Raw genomic sequence first — 20808 nt, forward strand, 5'->3', positions numbered from 1 at the left:
TTTATGACCAGTTTTCTAGATATCCGTGACCTTAAAGCGCAGATTGAAGCAGATGAAGGGACAAAATCTATCCTCAAAGGTCTGACGCTTAATGTGCCAAAGGGAGAAGTTCATGCCATTATGGGGCCGAATGGGTCTGGTAAGTCTACACTCTCTTACGTTCTTGCCGGACGCGAAGATTATAAAGTAACGGATGGGAGTGTCACATTTAAAGGTGAGGATTTGCTGGCCCTGGCTCCAGAAGAAAGAGCAGCTTTGGGCGTATTTTTAGCATTTCAGTCTCCTGTTGAACTCCCAGGTGTTAATAATGCAAATTTTCTTCGCACAGCTGTAAATGCCGTGAGGAAAGCGCGGGGAGAAAAAGAGTTCGATGCAGTTGCTTTTCTCAAGCTGGTCAAAGAAGAAATGCGTCATCTTTCCATGTCTCCTGAAATGCTGAAACGTGCAGTGAATGTCGGGTTTTCTGGAGGGGAGAAAAAGCGCAACGAAGTTTTACAGATGCGTCTGTTAAAGCCATCTTTCGCCATTCTGGATGAAACTGATAGTGGTCTGGATATTGATGCTCTCCGTATTGTCGCGGAAGGTGTTAATTCCCTGAGGGGGCCTGACTTTTCAGCTCTTGTCATTACCCATCATCAGCGCCTTCTGGACTATATTGTGCCTGACCGTATTCATGTTATGGCGGCCGGACGTATTATTCACAGTGGTGGTCCTGAAATTGCTCACCAGCTTGAAAAAGAGGGGTATAAGGCCTTTCTTGAGGCAGCAGCGTGAGCAGGGTTCAATCATTATTGCAGGATCATTTTCCGGGAAGGGGAATTAAAACACTTTTCCTGCCAGAAGAGCGTTTTCCGAGCCGTAAAAATGAATCCTGGCATTATACGCCTCTTCAGCTTCTGGATAAAATGCTCTGGCAGGAAGCATCTGCTTTGAAAGAGGAGCTGCTTTCTTCCTGGCTTGTAAAGTTGGCTTTGCCTCAATCAGTGGGACGGATTGTTTTCTCTAATGGAAAACTCATTACGTCCCTTACTTATCTTCCAGATAATCTGGAAATGACGAGTGCTGGGCATTTAGAGGAAATGACTGAGAGTGCTCCCTTTTCACTGAGGCTGAATGAAGCCTTAAAAGAAAAGGGTCTTGAATTATATGTTCCTGAAAATTGTCATGTGGGAACGATCATTCTGATAAATGTGCATGAAGGGGATGCGATTTCAACACATTTACGGCATAGAATCTCTTTGGGAAAAGGAGCATCTCTGACCCTTCTGGAGATAAATGTCGGGCGTGGTTGTTATCTGGCCAATCCCGTTTTCGAAATTGAATGTGCTGAAGCGGCTCATTTTACTCATGTGAAAGATCAGAGTGAAAGCTGTGATGCTTATCATCTGGCTTATATTTCTGCGTCTTTGGCAAAAAAAAGTGTTTATGAAAGCTTTACCCTTCAGACTGGTGGTGCTCTAGCCCGCCATGAAGTCAAAGCAGCTCTCCAAGGAGAGCAGGCTGTGGCACATGTGAATGCGATTCAGGCTGTCTCAGGTACAAGTCATCATGATCTGACATCACTTATTCATCATAAGGCGCCATATTGCCAGTCCAGACAGACTGTAAGGACCGTTCTGGAGGATAAAGGTACAGGCGTGTTCCAAGGAAAAGTTCTTGTTGATCAAACTGCTCAGAAAACGGATGGTTATCAGATGAATCAGGCTCTGCTGCTCTCTGATGCAGCGCAGATGAATAGCAAGCCTGAACTTGAGATCTATGCAGATGATGTGCGCTGCTCTCATGGCGCAACAGTTGGTGCTCTCGATGAAGAACAGCTTTTTTATCTTCGTTCTCGCGGGATAGCTGAAGCGCAGGCCCGTTCAATATTGATCAGGGCGTTTCTGAATGAAAGTCTTGATCTGCTGGAAAATGAATCTTTACGTGACTATCTATCGGGGAGGATGAATTTCCATGATTGAGGCAATCCGTAAGGAATTCCCCATTCTTTCAGAAAAAGTGCATGGAAAGCCTTTTGTTTTTCTCGATAGTGCAGCGTCAGCCCAGAAACCTGACTGTGTTTTAGAGGCGATTGCTCAGTCTGTACATCATTGCTATGCAAATATTCACCGTGGGCTATATACCATGAGTGAAAAAGCAACAGAGACATATGAAGAGGTTCGCCGTAAGATAGCGCGTTTTATTAACGCGTATGATTCGAGAGAGATTGTCTATACCTCAAATAGTACGGCTGCCTTTAATCTACTGGCCTATACATTTGGTTCCCAGTTAAAGCCTGGGCAAAAAATACTGATCTCAGAATTAGAGCATCATGCCAATCTCGTGCCTTGGCTCATGCTCCGTGATCGTTGTGGTGTGGCGCTGGAAGTCGCTCCGATTACTGATGATGGTGATCTCGATCTGGAGGCTTATGAGGCTCTTCTGGCAAAAGGGAATATTGCTCTCGTTGCTGTGACTCATATGTCCAATGTGTTGGGGACGGTCACGCCCGCGAAAAAGCTTGCCCAGCTTGCTCATCATTATGGGGCACGGATTTTACTGGATGCGTCCCAGTCCATTGTTCATTACCCTGTGGATGTGCAGGAACTTGAGGTGGATTACATAGCCTTTACGGGTCATAAGCTTTATGGGCCGACAGGGATTGGTGTCCTATGGGGACGCTATGAATACCTCAATGAGCTTCCTCCCTTTATGGGGGGAGGGGATATGATCAAAACGGTTTCCTTCCAGAAAGGGGCGACTTATGCTGATGTCCCTCACCGTTTTGAGGCAGGAACGCCACCAATTCTTGAGGTTGTTGGTTTGGGGGCTGCGATTGATTTTGTGAATCGAATTGGCCGCGAGACAATTTTGAATCACGAAGCGCGTCTGGTCGATTTTGCTCAGCAGGCGCTAACTGATGTTAAAGGATTGAAAATCCTTGGTAATCCACAAAAACGTGGGGGGGTATTTTCCTTTATTATGGAAGGAGGGCATCCTCATGATCTGGCTGTTCTGCTGGATCAGCAGGGGGTCGCTGTGCGTGCAGGACAACATTGCGCTGAGCCTTTAATGGATCGCCTGGGTGTAAAAGCGACGACAAGGGCAAGTTTTGGGATTTATACGACTGAGGATGAAATCACAGCGCTTATTATAGGGCTTGAGAAAGCCCGTGCTCTTCTAGCGTGAGAGGAAATATGACAGAGCAGGATCTACAAGAGCAGCCTGAAATAAAAGATCCGGCAGGAAATGCTGCTTCTTTGGAAAAAGATGTTCATGAAATCCCTGACCTCACCATTCCCAAAGAAATAGGTCTGCCAGATCAGGAAGAGGTGATCGCAGCGATTGCAACGGTTTATGATCCTGAGATTCCGGTTAATATTTACGAGTTGGGACTGATTTATGCGATCGATCTGCATGATGATGGTCGTGTGGAGATAGAAATGTCTCTAACCGCTCCTAACTGCCCAAGTGCGCAGGAATTGCCTGAAATGATTAAGAAGGCAGTCCTTGCCGCGCCAAAAGTCGCTTCTGTCGAGGTAAAAATTGTCTGGGATCCGCCTTGGGATATGAGCCGCATGAGCGATGACGCCCGGTTGGCTCTGAATCTTTTCTGAGAGGTGTGATTATGACTGATGTGAAAACAAAAAAATCTTTGCCTCCTATCATGACGCTGACTGATCGTGCAGCGGCGCGACTGACGAAACTTTATGAGGGAGCAGAGAAGGGAAAAATCCTGCGTATCAGCGTAGGTGTACGCGGGTGCTCAGGTCATTCCTATGAAATGAATTTCGTCACAGAAGCGCAGCCAGGTGATGAAGTCATCGAAGATAAAAACCAGCGCCTCTTTATTGACCGTAAAGCCACACTTTTCCTGATCGGTACTGTCATGGATTATGAGGTAAAAGAGCTTGAGTCAGGCTTTACCTTTACCAACCCCAATGAAAAAGGTCGTTGCGGGTGTGGAGAGAGTTTTTACGTTTAAATATGGCCTTATAAATGAAGGTAGATTTTTGCTCTGTTCAGAGCTTCAGAGGTATAATAGTTCATTGTTAGAAATTAAAAGTTACGTTAAATTTCAATAGGTTGCTGTTTAAAGTTTGTTGAGCAGATCTTTTATAAATCTGCTTTTTTCCGTGCTTTCTATGTCGGGATCTTTGACCTGTAAGAATTCAGTGGCACTAAAATTATCACCCCGCCTACGGTTTTGCGGTGGTTCAAGACCCTCAATAAGTAATGCTTCTAATGTTTCAATAAGAACAAAAGAGTCAAATGCAGGCCTATAATTCATATCCAAAACAGGTGTCTGTTTATTGTCTGTATCATCACAAATAGAGTACAAACCAAACCATGAGAAACGGTCCCATCTTCCTTGAAGACGATCTTGTGTATGCTCAAAAAGGCGATAACCGATAGGTTGTTTTACTGTGCGACCGACATAAATAACCTAGAACTGTCATAAAGTATATAAACTCCAATTTGATTCCAAAAATCGACAGGTAGGGATTTTAATTTTTGTTGTCCCAAAAGTTTTGATGATGACGGCCATAAAACAAATTTTCTTTCCCAAAACATACCAAAGGCATTAATTAAGCCAGTCGAAAGTGGTGTTTCATTTTCGTCATGTGTTGTGTCGGATGTTAAAAAAGGCTTGTTGTCGGGGTTAAGAATTTTTTCCGGAAGCCAGTAAATACCTTTTCCAGTACGAGCAAATATATTTTCTCCATGATTTATGCTGCTTGTGATGGCAGCAGAAACGCTCCTGTCTGATGTTGCGCCAACTATTTTCTTTAGTTTATTACGAATAATAATATCAGTAATTTCAGTGTAGGGGCAGAGCTTGGTCACTATCTTTTAATACGTGTAAGATAGCTTCTTTCCATGTCATTTCAGACATAAATCTACTCCTATGAAAGCTATTATTCCTATAATTACGGCTTGATTTTTCGTGCTTTCTTAATCCGCTTCAGATCTCGACTGAGTGTTACGACAGTTTCAAAATCAGCTGACCACAAGAATTGATCGACGAGCGTATAGTCAATGACTTCGAATCCTGCATGTTGAAGAGGTTTTAATTCATTTGCTAGAAGTGCGGGATTGCAGCTTATATAAATGACGTCCTGTACTTTGGATTGTGCCAGAAACTCCATCTGTCTACCTGCTCCTGCAAAAGGCGGGTCAAGTATGACAATATTTGCATTTTTCAGATCGGAGGCAAGCAGGGGTTGGCGTTTCAGATCGCGATGGAAGGGGCTTATTTTTGTGCCAGTGCAAGCATTTTTCATAGCATCGAAAGCAGCTTTATGACCTTCATAAGCCTGCACACGGTGTTTCTCTCCTAATGGGAAGGAGAAAGTACCATTGCCTGCATAAAGTTCGTAGATAATATCTTTCTTATTAAGAGGCGGCAAATTTTTAATAAGTGTCTCAACCAGCATCTTTTCAGATGAGAGCGTTGCCTGCATAAAAGCCCCTGGTGGTGGGGTTAGTTTTGTCGGGCCGAAATGATGAAAGACTGGTTTCCACTGTACGATGATTTCCGGGTCATCATGAAGGGATGACCTCCAGGCAATGCGTGGAATATTTTGTTGACGGGCAAAATCTGCCAGCTTGGTTTTATCTGTTGCTGAGAGGGGAGAGCGGGTTTCCAGAAGAAGGTCCGGTCCAGTTTCAAGCAAATTGATCAGTAATCCCCCACGACCAGTCAAGGCACCAATATGAGAAAGACATTCACGCAAAGCAGGAAGAAGAGCAAAAATTAAGGGATAAAGGAGGCTGCATTCCGTCATATCGACAGGCTCTCCAGCACGCTGGTGTAGCCCAATGATGATGCCGCCCTCTCTGCGCTGAAGCACGAAATCCATACGTCGACGGCTATAAGGTGCGACCTGGAAACTCTCGATAGCGGGGAGGTCGGTAAAGCCTGCATGATGCAGGGCCTGCGTAGCACGCTCTGATTTCCACTCCAGAAGTTTTTCCTTGCTCATATGTTGAAGTGAGCAGCCACCGCAATGTCCAAAGAGAGAACAAACAGGCTCTGTCCGGCTGGGTGAAGGGCTCCTGATTTCTTCCAGAATAATATTGTCATTATAGAGAGAAAGACAAACTTCTTCCCCAGGAAGTGCACCGGGGACAAAGTGGGGCTTACCATTAATGACGACAAGTCCATCTCCTGCTGAACCGATCTGTTCAACAGGATACCAGGCTGATTTAGAAAGCACGATTATTTACTGTCAGAAAAGAGGTGAGGTGCCAGTCTGAAACGTACGTTCATAAAGGAGGGGACAGTGCTGCCAAACCCTTCCTGATTCTCTTCAGATTCCGGCATAGGCGGTAACAGGGCTTTGCGATTTGGATACCTGTCAGCTTTCTTGTCAGCGTTACGATTCTCGGAAGCTGATAGCTGGCTTTTTTCTTTTTTATTCCTGTTTCGGCTGTTTTCTTTGGTAATATCATGTCTGGATTGACCTGAAGAAGTTTCATCTTCATGCCATTCAGCCGGGGGAATGCCGTCAAGGGAGATATATTCAATAACTTTCCCGGTTAGGCGTTCGATAGCTTCAAGTAGATTATGCTCTGTCGGCAGAGCAAAACTTAGAGCAAATCCTTCCTTGCCAGCACGGCCAGTCCGTCCGATGCGATGAACATAATCTTCAGCATTGATGGGTAGGTCATAGTTAAAGACATGGGATAGTCCGTCAATATCAATACCACGGGCAGCGACATCGGAGCAAACCAGAATTTTCAGGTCGCCGGAACGAAACTTTTCCAAGGTGGAAAAACGAAGTGACTGTGTCAGGTCACCATGAAGATGACCAACTGAAAAGCGATTACGTTTCAGAAAAGCCAGTATCTCATCAACATCGCGTTTGCGATTACAGAAAATAATCGCATTTTCGACATCTTTTTGCTGAAGAGCTTTTTTCAAAGCCCATTTCTTGTCCTGTTTTTCGACAATACAGATACGTTCTGTAATGGTCGTTGCAATTGAGGATTGCCGTGCAACAGTGATCTCTTTGGGGTTTGTGAGAAACGCATCTGCCAGTCTTTTGATTTCTGGCGCCATTGTCGCTGAGAAAAATAATGTCTGACGTGAACGGGGAAGCAAGGAAACGATGCGTTCAATATCAGGAATAAACCCCATATCTAACATGCGGTCTGCTTCATCAATGACCAGAAGATCAGTCTGCATCAAAAGCAGTCCACCGCGGTCGAACAGATCAAGAAGCCGCCCTGGCGTGGCAATGAGAACATCAACACCACGATTTAATAAATCGCGCTGCTCATTCATACTGTTCCCACCAATAAGCAGGGCATGATTCAGACGTAAGTTTTTACCATAAAGTTCAAAATTATCAGCAACCTGTAGGGCCAGTTCACGGGTTGGCTCTAGAATAAGGGAGCGAGGCATTCTGGCCCGCGCCCTTGAACTGGAAAGTTTTTCAAGAAGGGGCAGGGTAAAGGAAGCAGTTTTTCCCGTTCCGGTCTGTGCAACCCCGAGAACATCATGTCCGGCCAGTACTTCAGGAATGGCCTGATATTGTATAGGTGTTGGCGTTGTATAACCGATTTCTTCAATTGCTTGAAGGATAGGACGAGAGAGACCTAGATCGTCAAAGCGAGCGGCTGAATCTGTAATTTTAGATTTTTCTGAAGAGGCGCTGGCACTTTCATTACTCGTTATATCAGTGGTTTTTTCTGTGGTTTCTATAGGATCCGTAGGGCTTTTGTCAGGAGCAACCGAATCATCTTTGGTGGATTTTTTTGTCGCAGCTTTCTTTTTTTGTGCCGTTTTTTTTGTAATGTTATTTACCTCCTCATTGGAAATCACAGGTAAGGTGGATTTCTCTTCAGAGGTTTTCTCTCTAGTTTTTTTTGCGGTAGTGGCTGATTTTGAGGGCATTTTACGCCCTGTCTTAGCAGGTGTTTTTTTTGCTGGTGCAATTTTGACAGGTTCAGCTTCTTCGAACTCATCCGTAAAACCAGGAATTTCAATGGGCTGATCTGCTGGTGCATTAGGATCAACCTTTAAAAGTGGCGTTCTTCTGCTACGTTTCGTGGTTGTCGTTTTTTTGACAGTTTCTTTGGAGGACACGGCTTTTGTCGTACGTTTTTTGCTGGTTTTGGAGGCTGGATCAGCTGCTTTTTCGTCTGTCATAGAAATCGTTTCGTCAGATTTTGAAATATTTTTTCTGTTTTGAGAGAGGGATTTTTTTTCTGCTGGAGATTCTTCAGAAACAGAGGAGGGGGACATCTCCAAAGAGTGGTCCTCTGCATCAAATGCCCCAATTTTAGATGCTCCTTTGCGTGAACGAGTAGAATGAAGGCGTTGCGCCGCAGGAGTGGAAGATTTTTTTGCGCTCAAAAGACTCTCAAAATATTTCTGGAAAACGCATCATCCTGGATTTAAATCAACATGATGCGTTACTGAAGTGACCAAAAAGCTGTTTTATAACAAAACTGTTACGGCCAGGAAAAATACATTAAATTTTCCTGACTTGCAAGTCGAGTGAAGTTCTCTTTCAGCGTTGTATATCTTAGAAAAAATGTCCGATACTCCCCATGGCGACAGCAATCAAACCCAGGAGTGTCATAAATAAAATATTTTTACGTATTTTCGTAAAAAGTTCAGGCTGAGGACGGATGGCGCGGCGAATCTTTTTATAACTACCAAAAAAGGTTATCAGGAATAAAAGGCACATGAGGCCCCCGCAAATAGCCATTACATGGTAAGGCCAGCTTATCTGGATTCCGTCATGGATAAAAAGGATGATGCCTGTTACCAGAGCCAAAGGTAAAACATGGCATAAGGCTCTGAAATAACGTGAGAATGCCTGAATCTGGACAGAAGCTTTCTGTGTTGAGTCCAGAAGGGCCGTGATACGATTGATCTGTAGCGAGAAGATGCCTCCACCTACCCAATAGATGATACTCAACAGGTGGAGAACCAGTACGGCACTCCATAAGACAGACATCCACATAGTGACCTCAAAATAGTGTTAAAGTGATTTCGTCTCACTATAGAGGGAATATTGTTTTATGTCTCATTCTCTATCGCCTCTGTCAGAACTTCCAGTAGAGAAGTTGCTTCATCCATGCGCTCTACTCTCTCCTGAAGAAACAAAAATCATGGATCAAACGATCCCTTCTGATGTTGAGAGGCTTATGATGAATGCGGGTGAGATGGTAGGGCGTACGATCAGGAAAAAATTCTCTCCCTGCAAGATATTAGTGGCTTGTGGCCCTGGGAATAACGGTGGGGATGGGCTTGTTCTGGCCCATTTTCTGCAAAATCACGGTTGGCCTGTTGCCATTACGCTCTTGAAAAATCCACCATCATCGCTTTTGGCTCGGAAAATTCTCTCTCTCTGGAAGGGGCCAGTGGTCCCCTTTGTTCCTGAAGAAGCAGAGCGCTTCGATATCGTCGTTGATGCGCTGTTCGGGGCGGGCATGAATCGGGAACTTTCTCCTGAAGTTGAGGATTTCCTGGCGGCTGCGCCAAAAATCATCGCTATTGACTTGCCTACGGGTATTGAGGGACTTGGGGGTACTCTCCTGGGGAAAGTGGCACCATGCTGCATGAGTGTCTGTTTTGTTCGGCCGCGTCCTGGTCATTTTCTTCTGCCAGGTGCTGCTTATTGCGGCGAAGTTGTCTGTGTTGATATTGCTATATCAACAGAGGCAATGCACCGTATTAAACCAGTTTTCTGGCACAATGACCCTGTTTTATGGACGTTGCCTGTCCAGAAAGTGGGTGACCATAAATATAAAAGGGGTGTTGTCAGTTTTGTCGGGGGGCATGTGATGCCCGGGGCTGTCCGCCTCGCAGCGGGAGCAGCAAGGAGGACAGGGGCTGGTATGGTCAGGGTTGTTGTAGCTCCAGAAGATGCACCTTTTTATAAACTTGGTGAGCCAGGACTGATTATTGATGATGATCTAACAGAATCGCTTGAGGATTCGCGTCGTATGGCCTGGGTTTGTGGTCCAGGTCTGTTGCCTGAAGAGGCAGCTCATATTCTGCCAAGGCTGGTCGAGGGCGGCAAACAGGTTATTGCGGATGCAGGAGCTTTGAGCTGGGCCGCTGGTGATCTTGCACGGTTGAAAAATGTAAAAATTATCACGCCACATGCCGGAGAATTTGCCCGTCTTTTTCCGAATCTCGAAGGATCACGCCTTCAAAAGGCACAAATAGCAGCAAAGAGGCTTGATCTGGTCGTGGTGTTAAAGGGGGAAGATACGGTTATTGCATCCCCCGATGGGCGTATTGTCATTAATTCACATGCAACTACTGCTCTGGCAACAGCGGGAACTGGTGACGTGTTGACTGGTATCATTGGGGCCTTGTTTGCAGCAGGGATGACGGCATGGGAAGCAGCTTGCGGAGGCGTCTGGATTCATGGTCAGGCGGGTCTTATGGCGGCAGAAGAACAGGGAGGCTGGATTATAGCCGAAGATGTGATCTCTTTTTTAGGTCGTGCGCGTTTTGAAGCTGCTAAAAAAAGGGAGAAGAAGGGTGAAAAATGAAAAAACTATGTAAATTAAAGGTGATTCTCTCTCTTTCTGGCATGTAATGACTTGTCGAACGGCGCGTCATGCGCTAAAGCCGCTTTCACCACGAAGTGATCCGGGTTATGCTCGGATCAGAAAGGTTAGTGACCTATGGTTATGCGGGCGTGGTGGAATTGGTAGACACGCCAGATTTAGGTTCTGGTGACGCAAGTTGTGGGGGTTCAAGTCCCTCCGCCCGTACCAAGGTTGATCTTTCATCTTAAATATTCATCAACTTTCGCCGAGAGGATCGCCTGGACCATGCAGGTTACGCCCACGCTCAATGAAGGATTAAAGCGCGCCTTCACCGTCGTTGTTCCATCTGCCGACCTGCAGGCTCGTAGAGACGCCCGTTTGAAAGAGCTTGCCAAAGATATTCGTCTTCCTGGCTTCCGTCCTGGTAAAGTGCCTGTTTCTGTCGTCAAGCAGCGTTATAACGAGTCCGTTCAGGCTGAGATTGTTGAGAAACTCGTTCAGGATAATGTTTCAAAACTTCTCGAAGAGCAGAATCTCCGTCCTGCCATTCAGCCGCATATTAACCTTGTGCAAAAAGGTGAAGAGGGTGAAGATCTCGAATTTACAGTCGAGATGGAAGTTCTTCCTGATTTTGAAGTTCCCGATCTTTCCGGCATGAAACTGACTCGTCTGATCAGCAAGGCTGCTGATGAGGAAATCGAGAAATCCATTGAATCTATTGCGAAGCGCAATCAGACTTTTGAAGCACTTGATGAGAAGCGCCCCTCTGTGAAGGGTGACGTTCTTTGTGTTGATTTCGTTGGCAAGCTCAATGGTGAACCTTTCGAAGGTGGCACAGCGCAGGATGTTAATGTTGAGATTGGTGGCGAAGGATTCATCCCGGGCTTTGCTGAACAGATGGAAGGCATGGCTCCAGGTGAAGAACGGACCATTACGGTAACATTCCCTGAAAACTACCAGGCAAGTGAGCTTGCTGGCAAAGAAGCAACTTTCGAAATCAAGGCAAAAGAGCTGAAAAAAGCAACAATGCCTGAGATTAATGACGAGTTGGCCAAAAGGCTGGGACTCGAGAATCTTGACGCACTTCGCAAGATTTTGAGAGAACAGCTTGAGGGTGAATATAACCAGCTTTCTCGTATGCGTATTAAGCGTGATTTGCTTGATCTTCTGGCAGATAAAGTTGATTTTGAAGCGCCTACTTCTTTGGTGGATGCTGAGTTTGCTCAGATCTGGGCTCGTATTGAGGAAGAGCGTAAAGCTGGTCGTCTTGACGAGGAAGAAGCTGCAAAAGACGAAGAAACATTGCGTGCTGATTATCGTAAGATTGCTGTGCGTCGTGTTAAGCTTGGCCTGTTATTGGCTGAGATTGGTCGCAAGCAGGAGATTCAGGTCTCCCGTGAAGAACTTATGGGCGCTATGCAGCAGGAGATCCGTCGTTTCCCCGGTCAGGAAAGACTGGTTTATGACTTCTTCTCTCGTAACCCGCAGGCGGTTGAAAATCTGAGGGGTCCAATCCTTGAGAATAAGGTTGTGGACTATCTTATCGAACTCTCTGATGTGACGGACAAGGAAGTGACACCAGAAGAGTTAGCCGATATGCCAGAAGCAGATTAATTCTGCTTTAAAAGGGAGTCTTTGGAATAAAAGACTCCCTTTATTCCTTTTTTTTGACCGATTCCCCTTTGACGGAAGATGTTTCCTGCACCATTTTATATGGACAGAAGTCTGCCCCGACTATTAAATGAGGGGAGGCATAAAGGAACTCTAAAATGGACATTGGGGACCATAACCCTATTGATATTTTTAATAATACCCTCGTGCCCATGGTTGTCGAACAGACTTCCCGTGGTGAGCGGTCGTTTGATATTTTCTCCCGCCTTCTTCAGGAGAGGATTATTTTCCTGACGGGGACTGTTTATGATCAGGTTTCTTCTCTGGTCTGTGCACAGCTTCTATATCTAGAAAGTGTTAACCCAACAAAAGAGATTTCCTTTTATATCAATAGCCCCGGTGGTGTCGTTTCGGCCGGGCTGGCGATGTATGATACGATGCAATATATACGTTGTCCGGTAAGCACAGTTTGTATCGGTCAGGCTGCCTCGATGGGGTCTTTACTACTCGCTGGGGGTGAGAAAGGGCGGCGCTTCTGTCTGCCAAATGCGCGTGTTATGGTGCATCAGCCTTCCGGTGGGGCGCAGGGTCAGGCTTCTGATATTGAAATTCAGGCGCGTGAGATCCTTGTTATTCGTAAAAGACTTAACGAAATATATAAGGAGCACACAGGCCGCTCTCTCGAAGAAATAGAGCAGGCCTTGGAACGTGATCGTTATATGTCTGCTGATGAGGCGCGTGACTTTGGTCTGGTGGATGAGGTTGTGCGTCGCCATCCTTCTGCAAAAGCAGAGAAGGCAGAGTAAGTTTTACCAGTTAGATGGTAATGAATTTGAGATGGTCAGTCCGTGCTTCTCAAGAAGGCGGGCTGTCCTAAGGGGACTGTGATGAGCGAAAACGAAAGCGATTCAAAGAACACTTTATATTGTTCGTTCTGTGGCAAATCCCAGCACGAAGTAAACAAGCTGATCGCAGGACCAACGGTTTTCATCTGTAATGAATGCGTTGAACTTTGCACCGATATTATCCGGGCAGAGCATAATGGTGATCCCGTAAAGTCGAAAGAAGGCGTGCCCACGCCACGCGATATATGCAAGGTTCTTGATGATTACGTGATTGGCCAGAAAGAAGCTAAAAAAGCTTTAGCGGTAGCCGTTCATAATCATTATAAAAGGTTGGATATTAACGATAAATCTTCAGATGTGGAAATTGGCAAATCCAATATTCTGCTCATTGGCCCTACGGGGACCGGGAAGACGTTACTGGCCCAGACGCTGGCACGTATTTTAGATGTTCCTTTCACAATGGCTGATGCAACGACCCTGACTGAAGCAGGGTATGTAGGTGAAGATGTTGAGAACATTATTCTCAAACTGCTTCAGGCTGCAAATTATGATGTTGAGAAGGCTCAGAGGGGAATTGTCTATATTGATGAAATCGACAAAATTTCTCGTAAGGCTGAGAATCCTTCCATTACACGCGATGTCTCAGGTGAGGGGGTTCAGCAGGCGCTTCTGAAACTGATGGAAGGAACTGTTGCTTCTGTTCCACCGCAGGGGGGACGTAAACATCCACAGCAGGAATTCCTGCAGGTTGATACGACTAATATGTTGTTCATCTGTGGTGGTGCTTTTGCAGGTCTTGATAAAATTATCATGGCACGAGGCAAAGGGTCTGCCATGGGGTTTGGGGCTGATGTCCGTTCGGAAGATGAGCGTCGTCTTGGTGATGTGCTACGCGATATCGAGCCGGAAGATCTGATGAAGTTTGGTCTGATTCCAGAATTTATTGGACGGTTGCCAGTTGTGGCGACGCTTGAGGACCTTGATGAATCCATGCTGGTGCAGATTCTCAGTGAGCCGCGTAACGCATTGGTGAAACAATATGCCCGTCTGTTCCAGATGGAGAATGTGGAGCTTTCATTTACCAGTGATGCCCTTTCGGCGATTGCGGCGCGTGCGATCGAGCGTAAAACCGGAGCTAGAGGTTTGCGCTCGATATTGGAAAAAATCTTGCTCGATACTATGTATGACTTGCCCGGGCGCGATACTGTAAAAGAAGTCGTTATTAATCGGGATGTGGCAGAAGGGAAGACGCCTCCTGTCTATGTCTACGGGCCTGATGAAGAACAGAAAACAGTCGAAAAGTCAGCCTGAGCTTTATAAATCTTGGGCTTTGCGCCCATTTTGGGGCGAAGCCCGATTGATCGTCCAATTTGGAGATCTCGTAAATGAGTGAAGAGAAAAAGTCGAAGACTCGTGTGCGTAAAAGCAACGCGGAAAAAACTGCGGTGAAGGGAGAAAAGGCTAAGGTAAAACAGTCTGCCGCACCCAGGCGTACAACACGTAAAACAGCAGATTCTGTTGAGAAAAAAGGAGGAATAGCTCAGAAGGTTGCGACCTATCCTGTGCTCCCACTCCGTAATATTGTCGTGTTTCCTAATATGATTGTCCCTCTTTTTGTGGGGCGGGATAAATCAGTAAAAGCATTGGAAACACTTGATAAGGATCATAATGAAATCCTGTTGGTGACCCAGAAGGATATCGCTCTGGATGATCCTCAGAGTGATGATATTTATCGGGTCGGGACCATCGCTAATATCCTGCAGATTTTGAAGCTTCCTGATGGGACAGTCAAAGTGCTGGTAGAAGGACTTAAGCGTGTCCGTATTACAGAGCTTCATGATCAGAAAGAATATTTCCTCGCTGAAACGCAGGATATTGAGGATGATTATGGGAGTGAGGGGAGTGGCCTGGCTGCATTGGTGCGCTCTGTAACATCCCGTTTTGAGGATTATGTCTCTCTTAACAAGAAAATTGCGCCTGAGATTCTTTCTTCAATCAGCCAGCTTGAGGATCCTTCTCAAAAAGCAGATACAATTGCCAGCCATTTGAATCTTAAGATTGCTGAAAAGCAGACTTTGCTTGAGACGGCTTCAGTTGAAGAGCGTCTGGAGAAAATTTTTGCTTCTATGGAAGCGGAAATTGATATTCTTGAAGTCGAAAAACGTATTCGTGGCCGCGTCAAAAAGCAGATGGAAAAGACGCAGCGTGAGTACTATCTGAATGAACAGATCAAGGCGATTCAGAAAGAGCTTGGTGATGGGGAAGAAAGTGTAGATGAGCTTTCAGAACTTGAAGAAAAGATCAAGCAGACCCGTCTTTCCAAGGAAGCTCGTGAAAAAGCCGCATCTGAGCTAAAAAAACTTAAGAGCATGAGTCCGTCATCGGCTGAAAGTTCTGTTGTCAGGAACTATCTTGACTGGCTTGTGGATCTTCCTTGGCAGAAACGCTCGAAAATTTCACATTCACTGGAAAATGCCGAAACCATAATGGATAATGACCATTACGGTCTGGAAAAAATCAAAGAACGGATTCTTGAATATTTGGCAGTACAGAGTAGGTCACGTAAATTAAAAGGTCCTATTTTGTGCCTTGTTGGGCCTCCTGGTGTTGGTAAAACATCTCTGGCCCGCTCAATTGCTCATGCCACTGGCCGTAAATATGTGCGCATGGCGCTAGGCGGTATGCGTGACGAATCTGAGATCAGAGGCCACAGGCGCACTTATATCGGAGCTATGCCGGGCAAGATTCTTCAGAATATGAAGAAAGTGGGTGTTTCAAACCCACTCTTCCTGCTTGATGAGGTTGATAAACTCGGTTCTGACTGGCGTGGGGACCCATCTGCTGCGCTGCTTGAAGTGCTTGACCCTGAACAGAATAAGAACTTCACGGACCATTACCTTGAAGTGGATTATGACCTCTCGGATGTAATGTTTGTTGCAACGGCAAATACACTTGAGATGCCCCAGCCTCTGCTGGACCGTATGGAGGTCATCCGTCTCTCTGGTTATACAGAAGAGGAAAAGCTTGAGATTGCCAAGCGTCATCTTCTTAAAAAACAGTCTGAAGAGCATAATCTCAAGCCTTCAGAGTGGGACGTCAGTGATGATGCGCTTTTGATGCTGATTCGACGCTATACGCGTGAAGCTGGTGTGCGTGATCTTGAGCGTTTCATTGCGCGCCTTGCACGTAAGATTGTCCGTGAATTACTGACGACAAAAGCCAAACGCGTCAGAATTACTGCCCAAAATCTGGAAAAATATGCAGGAATTCCGAGATTTCACCATGGTGAAATCGATTCTGAAGATCAGGTCGGAATTGTGACGGGTCTTGCATGGACGCAGGTTGGTGGTGAGATTCTGACGATTGAAAGTCTGTTGATTCCTGGAAAGGGGCAGGTCAAGCAGACGGGTAAACTGGGCGATGTTATGAAAGAAAGCGTTTCAGCAGCTTTTTCATATGTCCGTTCCCGTGCTGATGATTTTGGAATCAGTAAGGAAGTTCTTGAAGAGAAAGATGTTCATATTCATCTTCCTGAAGGTGCTGTTCCTAAAGATGGACCTTCAGCAGGAATTGCGCTTGTGACATCGCTTGTCAGTGTGATGGCCCGTATTCCCGTCAGGCATGACGTTGCGATGACAGGTGAGGTAACATTGCGCGGGAATGTCTTGGAAATAGGTGGGTTGAAAGAGAAGCTTCTGGCAGCAGTGAGGGCTGGTATAAAGCTTGTCCTGATTCCCGAAACCAATATGAAAGATCTTCCTGATATCCCTGAAAACGTGCGTCAGAAATTGAAGATTCTTCCTGTGCGTCATGTGAATGAAGTGCTAGAGATTGCTTTAGCGAGAAAACCGGAGCCAATCATTACGGAAACCTTGCTAAACAAGGCCGTAGAGAGTGGTGAAACTGTGCTTTCTCAGCCGCTTCAGCATTAAGTTGGTAGGTCAATGCGATTCTACCAGTTGACGTAGCAAAAAAGCGCTTCATAGTGCGTGCGTTGGTGCTAATATTGTCGCGACCTGTCCTTCATATAAAAAGGGTGGGTAGTGACGCCAAAACTAGAAAGGCTTACCATGGAGAAACCACTTAACAAGCAGGAACTGATTTCCGCAGTTGCAGAATCCGTTGACCTGCCAAAAGCAAAAACCGGTGAAGTGCTTGATGCCGTTTTCGCAACCATTGAGAAAACACTTTCTCGTGGCCAGGAAGTTCGCCTTGTTGGCTTTGGAAGCTTCGTGACGGCTACCCGTAAGGCTGCTAAAGGCCGCAACCCCCGTACAGGTGAGGAAATTGACATTCCTGCTTCTACCTCTGTCCGTTTCAAACCGGGTAAAGGTCTGAAAGAGGCTGTAAGCCGTTAATTTTAAACATGGGCTACATAAATGTTTGAAAATATTTTGAAAATGTTATGTAGCCCGGTTGCGTAGGGGAACGTTTTAGCGTATACCCTGCTGCGGGCAATTAGCTCAGAGGTAGAGCGTCTCGTTTACACCGAGATGGTCGGCGGTTCGATCCCGTCATTGCCCACCATCTGACAAATCAATGATCTGGTCCTGTTTATGTGGCGTTTCGAAATTCATGACGTCCTGACATCTACGCTGGATTATTGTCGTCAAAAAACTTCTCATAATGAAAAAGCTGGTCTTGTTATTATCGCTCATGAGCAAAGTGCGGGACGCGGAACACGTGGCCGTAAATGGTCAGGGGGGCTGGACAATCTTGCGCTGACCTTTTTGCTTTATGGGGATAAAGAAGGGACTCTTCTCTCCGCCCTGCCTTTTATGACGGGTTTGGCCTTGTACGATTCGTGTCTGGCCTGCCTGCGATTTTCTGATAAGGTGCGGCACTGTGAAAATAGTGCCTTCCAGTTGAAATGGCCTAATGATCTATTGCTCAATGGCAGTAAGATTTCAGGAATATTGATTGAGTCAGGACATAATGACTTAGGTCAGTGGCTTTCTGTGGGGGTGGGTGTTAACCTGAACGCAGCTCCTGAATTACCTGATCGTAAAACGGCTTCATTTTCTGAAGTTGGAGTGGCACCTCATCCCGTTATGTTTGCTAAAAAGCTGATGGATCAGGTGAGTCTATGGCTAGGCCATTGGCAAAAAGGGGGAAATGACGTTATTTATAAGGCATGGCTTCAGCGGGCTCATCCGATAGGGACAAAGCTGAAAATTGCCAATGCACAGGGTGTCATGACCGGCTCATTTGACGGGATTGATTCATATGGGCGTTTATTGTTGCGGCAGGATGAGAGAATAATTATCCCAGTAGCAACCGGTGATATATTTTGTTTGTGAAGGAAAAAGCGTGCTTCTCGTCATTGATGCCGGCAATACCAACGTGGTCTTTGCACTCCATGACGGGCAGTCATGGCTTGGCCGCTGGCGTATATCGACTGAGAATCGGCGCACTTCTGACGAATATGCTGTCTGGTTTCTGACGTTACTGTCTCAGCGTGATATTGATGGAAGGACGATCGACAGGGTCATCATCAGTACCGTTGTTCCTGCCATTCTACATGATTTACGACGTTTCTGTCGGGATTGGCTCTATAGTGAACCATTGATCGCCAATAACAGGCTTCAATGGGGGCTGGCTGTTCTTATTGATAATCCTGAAGAGCTTGGTTCCGACCGCCGTCTAAATGGACTGGCTGCACATCATCTTTATGGTGGTCCCTTGGTTGTGGTTGATTTCGGCACGGCAACGACTTTTGATGTTGTTGATGATGAGGGAAATTATTGTGGCGGAGCGATTGCCCCAGGCGTTAATTTATCAATGGATGCCCTACATAAAGCAGCAGCGCGTTTGCCGCGAATATCTATTGGCCGCCCACATGAAGCGATAGGGCGTGACACTCATAATGCTATGAGATCTGGCCTCTATTGGGGATATATCGGCCTAGTCGAAAATATTCTTAGCCATATTAAAAAAGAAATAAACAACCCTGAAGACAGGCCTATAAAAATTATTGCGACAGGCGGTCTGGCATCACTCTTTGCAGAAGGAACAGAGTGTTTCGACGCTATTGCCCCTGATCTTACACTCGACGGCCTCCGTATTCTGGCTGATCAGAACAAAGATGAAAATTTAAAGAATTCTCCGGAAGAAAAACAAATTCCGAATAGTGAGTAAAAAGTTTTTTTGGCGTTATGAAAGAGTAACAATGAATAACAACATGGAAGAAAAGGACGGCTTTGCCTTCCTCCCTTTGGGGGGGACTGGCGAAATCGGTATGAATTTCAATCTTTATCGTTTACGTCAGAATGGTGAAGAAAGTTGGCTGGCAGTTGATTGTGGTATTGGTTTTTCAGGGAATGATACACCTGAGGCTGATATCCTCGTTGCCGATCCTGGTTATATCGAAGAAAGAGCTGATAAATTATGTGGTTTGGTAATTACCCATGCCCATGAGGATCATTTAGGGGCGGTTGCCTATCTCTGGCCACGCTTGCGCTGCCCTGTATATGCGACCCCTTTTGCGGCATCAGTGCTGCGTCGTAAGCTGGGAGAGGCAAGATTAAGCAACCGTGTGACGATTCACATAGTGCGTCCAGGATCCCACTTTAAAGTCGGGCCTTTTGACCTGCAATTTATTCCTGTCACACATTCTATTGTAGAAGCGCAGTCACTGGCGATTCATTCGCCTTTCGGTACGGTTCTGCATACGGGTGACTGGAAAATTGACCCAGATCCGCTCGTCGGTCCTTTAACTGATTTTGAAGCTTTCAAGGAGTTGGGGAAAAAAGGTGTTCTGGCACTGATTGGTGATAGTACGAATGCTCTGAAAGAAGGGCCTTCTGAATCAGAATCAGCAGTCAGGAAAAGTCTTTTTGAGCTGATTGCCAGTTTAAAAGGGCGCGTCGCTGTAACCTGTTTTGCCAGTAATGTGGCACGTATTGAGAGCATTGCCCTTGCAGCCCAGGCAGCAGGACGCCAGGTGATGATTGTCGGACGCTCTCTGAAAAATCTTGAAATTTCTGCGCGTGAATGTGGTTATCTGGCTGATGTTCCCTATTTTCTGACAGAGCAGGATGTTGAAGATATTCCTGATGATAATCTGTTGATGATCGTGACAGGAAGTCAGGGAGAGCCACGTTCTGCGCTCTCTCGTATTGCTGCTGACGTTCATCAGACCATTGCTTTTGGAGAAGGTGATACGGTTATCTATAGCTCACGCGTCATTCCTGGGAATGAGCAGGCTGTCATGAATGTGCAGGATAATCTCACGCGCCGAGGCGTGAATGTTATCACTGACAGAGAGGCTTTTGTTCATACATCCGGTCATGCGACCAGTGAGGATATCCGTTATCTCTATAGTCTTGTAAAGCCGAAATATAGTGTGCCAACTCATGGAGAGTGGCGTCATATGACGGCGCATGCCGCTCTCGCTCATGAGGCAGGTTCAGAAGTTGTGCTTCTGGAAGATGGCGATATCCTTCATCTAGGCCCTGATAAGGTCGAAGTGCTTGATACAGCGCCAACAGGGCGTTGGGCTGTTGATGCAGGGCGGCTCCTGCCTTTGTCAGGCGATGTCCTGGCAGCAAGACGCCGTATGCTTTTCAATGGTATGGTTCTGGCCAGTTTTGCCGTCGATGATGAAGGATATGTCATTGGTGAGCCGCGTATCAGTGCACCAGGTCTATTGGATGACCAGGATCCTGTATCAGAGCGTATTAAAAATGATTTTGCCCAGGCGATTGACGAAATTCCAGACGAATTGCGTCAGGACGACCATGCTTTCCATGAGGCTGCCTGTACAGCATTACGCCATGCTCTTGGGCGGAAATTGCAAAAGCGTCCTCTCGTTGATGTTCATCTCTTGCGTGTTTAAGGATAGACCTTC

General features: G+C 46.1%; 18 protein-coding genes and 2 tRNA genes. 16 read left to right on the forward strand and 4 right to left on the reverse strand.

From position 1 onward, the window contains the following. Positions 1-3: 3 nt before the first annotated feature. From sufC to AC3B6P_RS05930, 5 genes are read left to right on the forward strand one after another with little or no spacing between them, the layout of a single operon-like run. The gene (gene sufC / locus AC3B6P_RS05910) at positions 4-774 is read left to right on the forward strand and encodes a Fe-S cluster assembly ATPase SufC (RefSeq protein WP_489805174.1); all 771 of its coding nucleotides are present in this window, start codon (positions 4-6) and stop codon (positions 772-774) included. Then, positions 771-1961: a Fe-S cluster assembly protein SufD gene (gene sufD, locus AC3B6P_RS05915; RefSeq protein WP_489805175.1), complete on the forward strand. Its 1191-nt coding sequence runs from the start codon at positions 771-773 to the stop codon at positions 1959-1961. The genes sufC and sufD overlap by 4 nt, the downstream gene beginning before the upstream one ends. Continuing rightward, entirely contained in the window at positions 1954-3168 is a 1215-nt protein-coding gene (locus tag AC3B6P_RS05920) for an aminotransferase class V-fold PLP-dependent enzyme (protein WP_489805176.1), read from the forward strand. The genes sufD and AC3B6P_RS05920 overlap by 8 nt, the downstream gene beginning before the upstream one ends. Before the next feature lie 8 nt (positions 3169-3176). Continuing rightward, positions 3177-3596 carry an SUF system Fe-S cluster assembly protein gene (locus AC3B6P_RS05925; protein ID WP_489805177.1) on the forward strand — a complete coding sequence of 140 codons (420 nt, stop codon included), beginning with the start codon at positions 3177-3179 and terminating at the stop codon, positions 3594-3596. Positions 3597-3607: 11 nt separating this feature from the next. Next, complete coding sequence (locus tag AC3B6P_RS05930; RefSeq protein WP_489805178.1) at positions 3608-3964, forward strand: HesB/IscA family protein; 357 nt, start codon at positions 3608-3610, stop codon at positions 3962-3964. A gap of 437 nt (positions 3965-4401) precedes the next feature. Here AC3B6P_RS05930 and AC3B6P_RS05935 read toward each other — a convergent pair whose 3' ends face one another. From AC3B6P_RS05935 to AC3B6P_RS05950, 4 genes are all read right to left on the reverse strand, one after another. Then, complete coding sequence (locus AC3B6P_RS05935; protein WP_489805179.1) at positions 4402-4827, reverse strand: hypothetical protein; 426 nt, start codon at positions 4825-4827, stop codon at positions 4402-4404. An 83-nt stretch (positions 4828-4910) separates the two neighbouring features. Beyond that, the gene (locus AC3B6P_RS05940; protein WP_489805180.1) at positions 4911-6200 is read right to left on the reverse strand and encodes a class I SAM-dependent RNA methyltransferase; all 1290 of its coding nucleotides are present in this window, start codon (positions 6198-6200) and stop codon (positions 4911-4913) included. A 2-nt stretch (positions 6201-6202) separates the two neighbouring features. Continuing rightward, the gene (locus tag AC3B6P_RS05945; RefSeq protein ID WP_489805181.1) at positions 6203-8344 is read right to left on the reverse strand and encodes a DEAD/DEAH box helicase; all 2142 of its coding nucleotides are present in this window, start codon (positions 8342-8344) and stop codon (positions 6203-6205) included. Positions 8345-8516: 172 nt separating this feature from the next. Then, positions 8517-8954 (reverse strand): hypothetical protein, encoded by a 438-nt coding sequence (locus tag AC3B6P_RS05950; protein ID WP_489805182.1) that lies wholly within the window; start codon positions 8952-8954, stop codon positions 8517-8519. A gap of 64 nt (positions 8955-9018) precedes the next feature. Here AC3B6P_RS05950 and AC3B6P_RS05955 point away from each other — a divergent pair, with 64 nt between their 5' ends. From AC3B6P_RS05955 to AC3B6P_RS06005, 11 genes are all read left to right on the forward strand, one after another. Continuing rightward, complete coding sequence (locus AC3B6P_RS05955; RefSeq protein WP_489805183.1) at positions 9019-10503, forward strand: NAD(P)H-hydrate dehydratase; 1485 nt, start codon at positions 9019-9021, stop codon at positions 10501-10503. 143 nt (positions 10504-10646) lie between these two features. Further along, positions 10647-10731: transfer RNA gene (locus AC3B6P_RS05960), tRNA-Leu, on the forward strand. A gap of 57 nt (positions 10732-10788) precedes the next feature. After that, positions 10789-12117: a trigger factor gene (tig, locus tag AC3B6P_RS05965; RefSeq protein ID WP_489805184.1), complete on the forward strand. Its 1329-nt coding sequence runs from the start codon at positions 10789-10791 to the stop codon at positions 12115-12117. Positions 12118-12272: 155 nt separating this feature from the next. Beyond that, positions 12273-12920 (forward strand): ATP-dependent Clp protease proteolytic subunit, encoded by a 648-nt coding sequence (locus tag AC3B6P_RS05970; protein ID WP_489805185.1) that lies wholly within the window; start codon positions 12273-12275, stop codon positions 12918-12920. Positions 12921-13001: 81 nt separating this feature from the next. Next, positions 13002-14270: an ATP-dependent Clp protease ATP-binding subunit ClpX gene (gene clpX, locus AC3B6P_RS05975; protein WP_489805186.1), complete on the forward strand. Its 1269-nt coding sequence runs from the start codon at positions 13002-13004 to the stop codon at positions 14268-14270. A gap of 74 nt (positions 14271-14344) precedes the next feature. Next, entirely contained in the window at positions 14345-16891 is a 2547-nt protein-coding gene (gene lon / locus AC3B6P_RS05980; RefSeq protein ID WP_489805187.1) for an endopeptidase La, read from the forward strand. Positions 16892-17029: 138 nt separating this feature from the next. Next, positions 17030-17317 carry an HU family DNA-binding protein gene (locus AC3B6P_RS05985; RefSeq protein WP_489805188.1) on the forward strand — a complete coding sequence of 96 codons (288 nt, stop codon included), beginning with the start codon at positions 17030-17032 and terminating at the stop codon, positions 17315-17317. Positions 17318-17411: 94 nt separating this feature from the next. Next, a tRNA-Val gene (locus tag AC3B6P_RS05990) sits at positions 17412-17486 on the forward strand. 29 nt (positions 17487-17515) lie between these two features. Continuing rightward, entirely contained in the window at positions 17516-18259 is a 744-nt protein-coding gene (locus AC3B6P_RS05995; RefSeq protein ID WP_489805189.1) for a biotin--[acetyl-CoA-carboxylase] ligase, read from the forward strand. A gap of 10 nt (positions 18260-18269) precedes the next feature. Then, positions 18270-19097 carry a type III pantothenate kinase gene (locus AC3B6P_RS06000; protein WP_489805190.1) on the forward strand — a complete coding sequence of 276 codons (828 nt, stop codon included), beginning with the start codon at positions 18270-18272 and terminating at the stop codon, positions 19095-19097. 43 nt (positions 19098-19140) lie between these two features. Next, a complete protein-coding gene (locus AC3B6P_RS06005) occupies positions 19141-20796 on the forward strand; it encodes a ribonuclease J (protein WP_489805553.1) in 1656 nt (551 codons plus the stop codon). Positions 20797-20808 lie beyond the last annotated feature (12 nt).

It is taken from the genome of Aristophania sp. ESL1142, assembly GCF_058107345.1.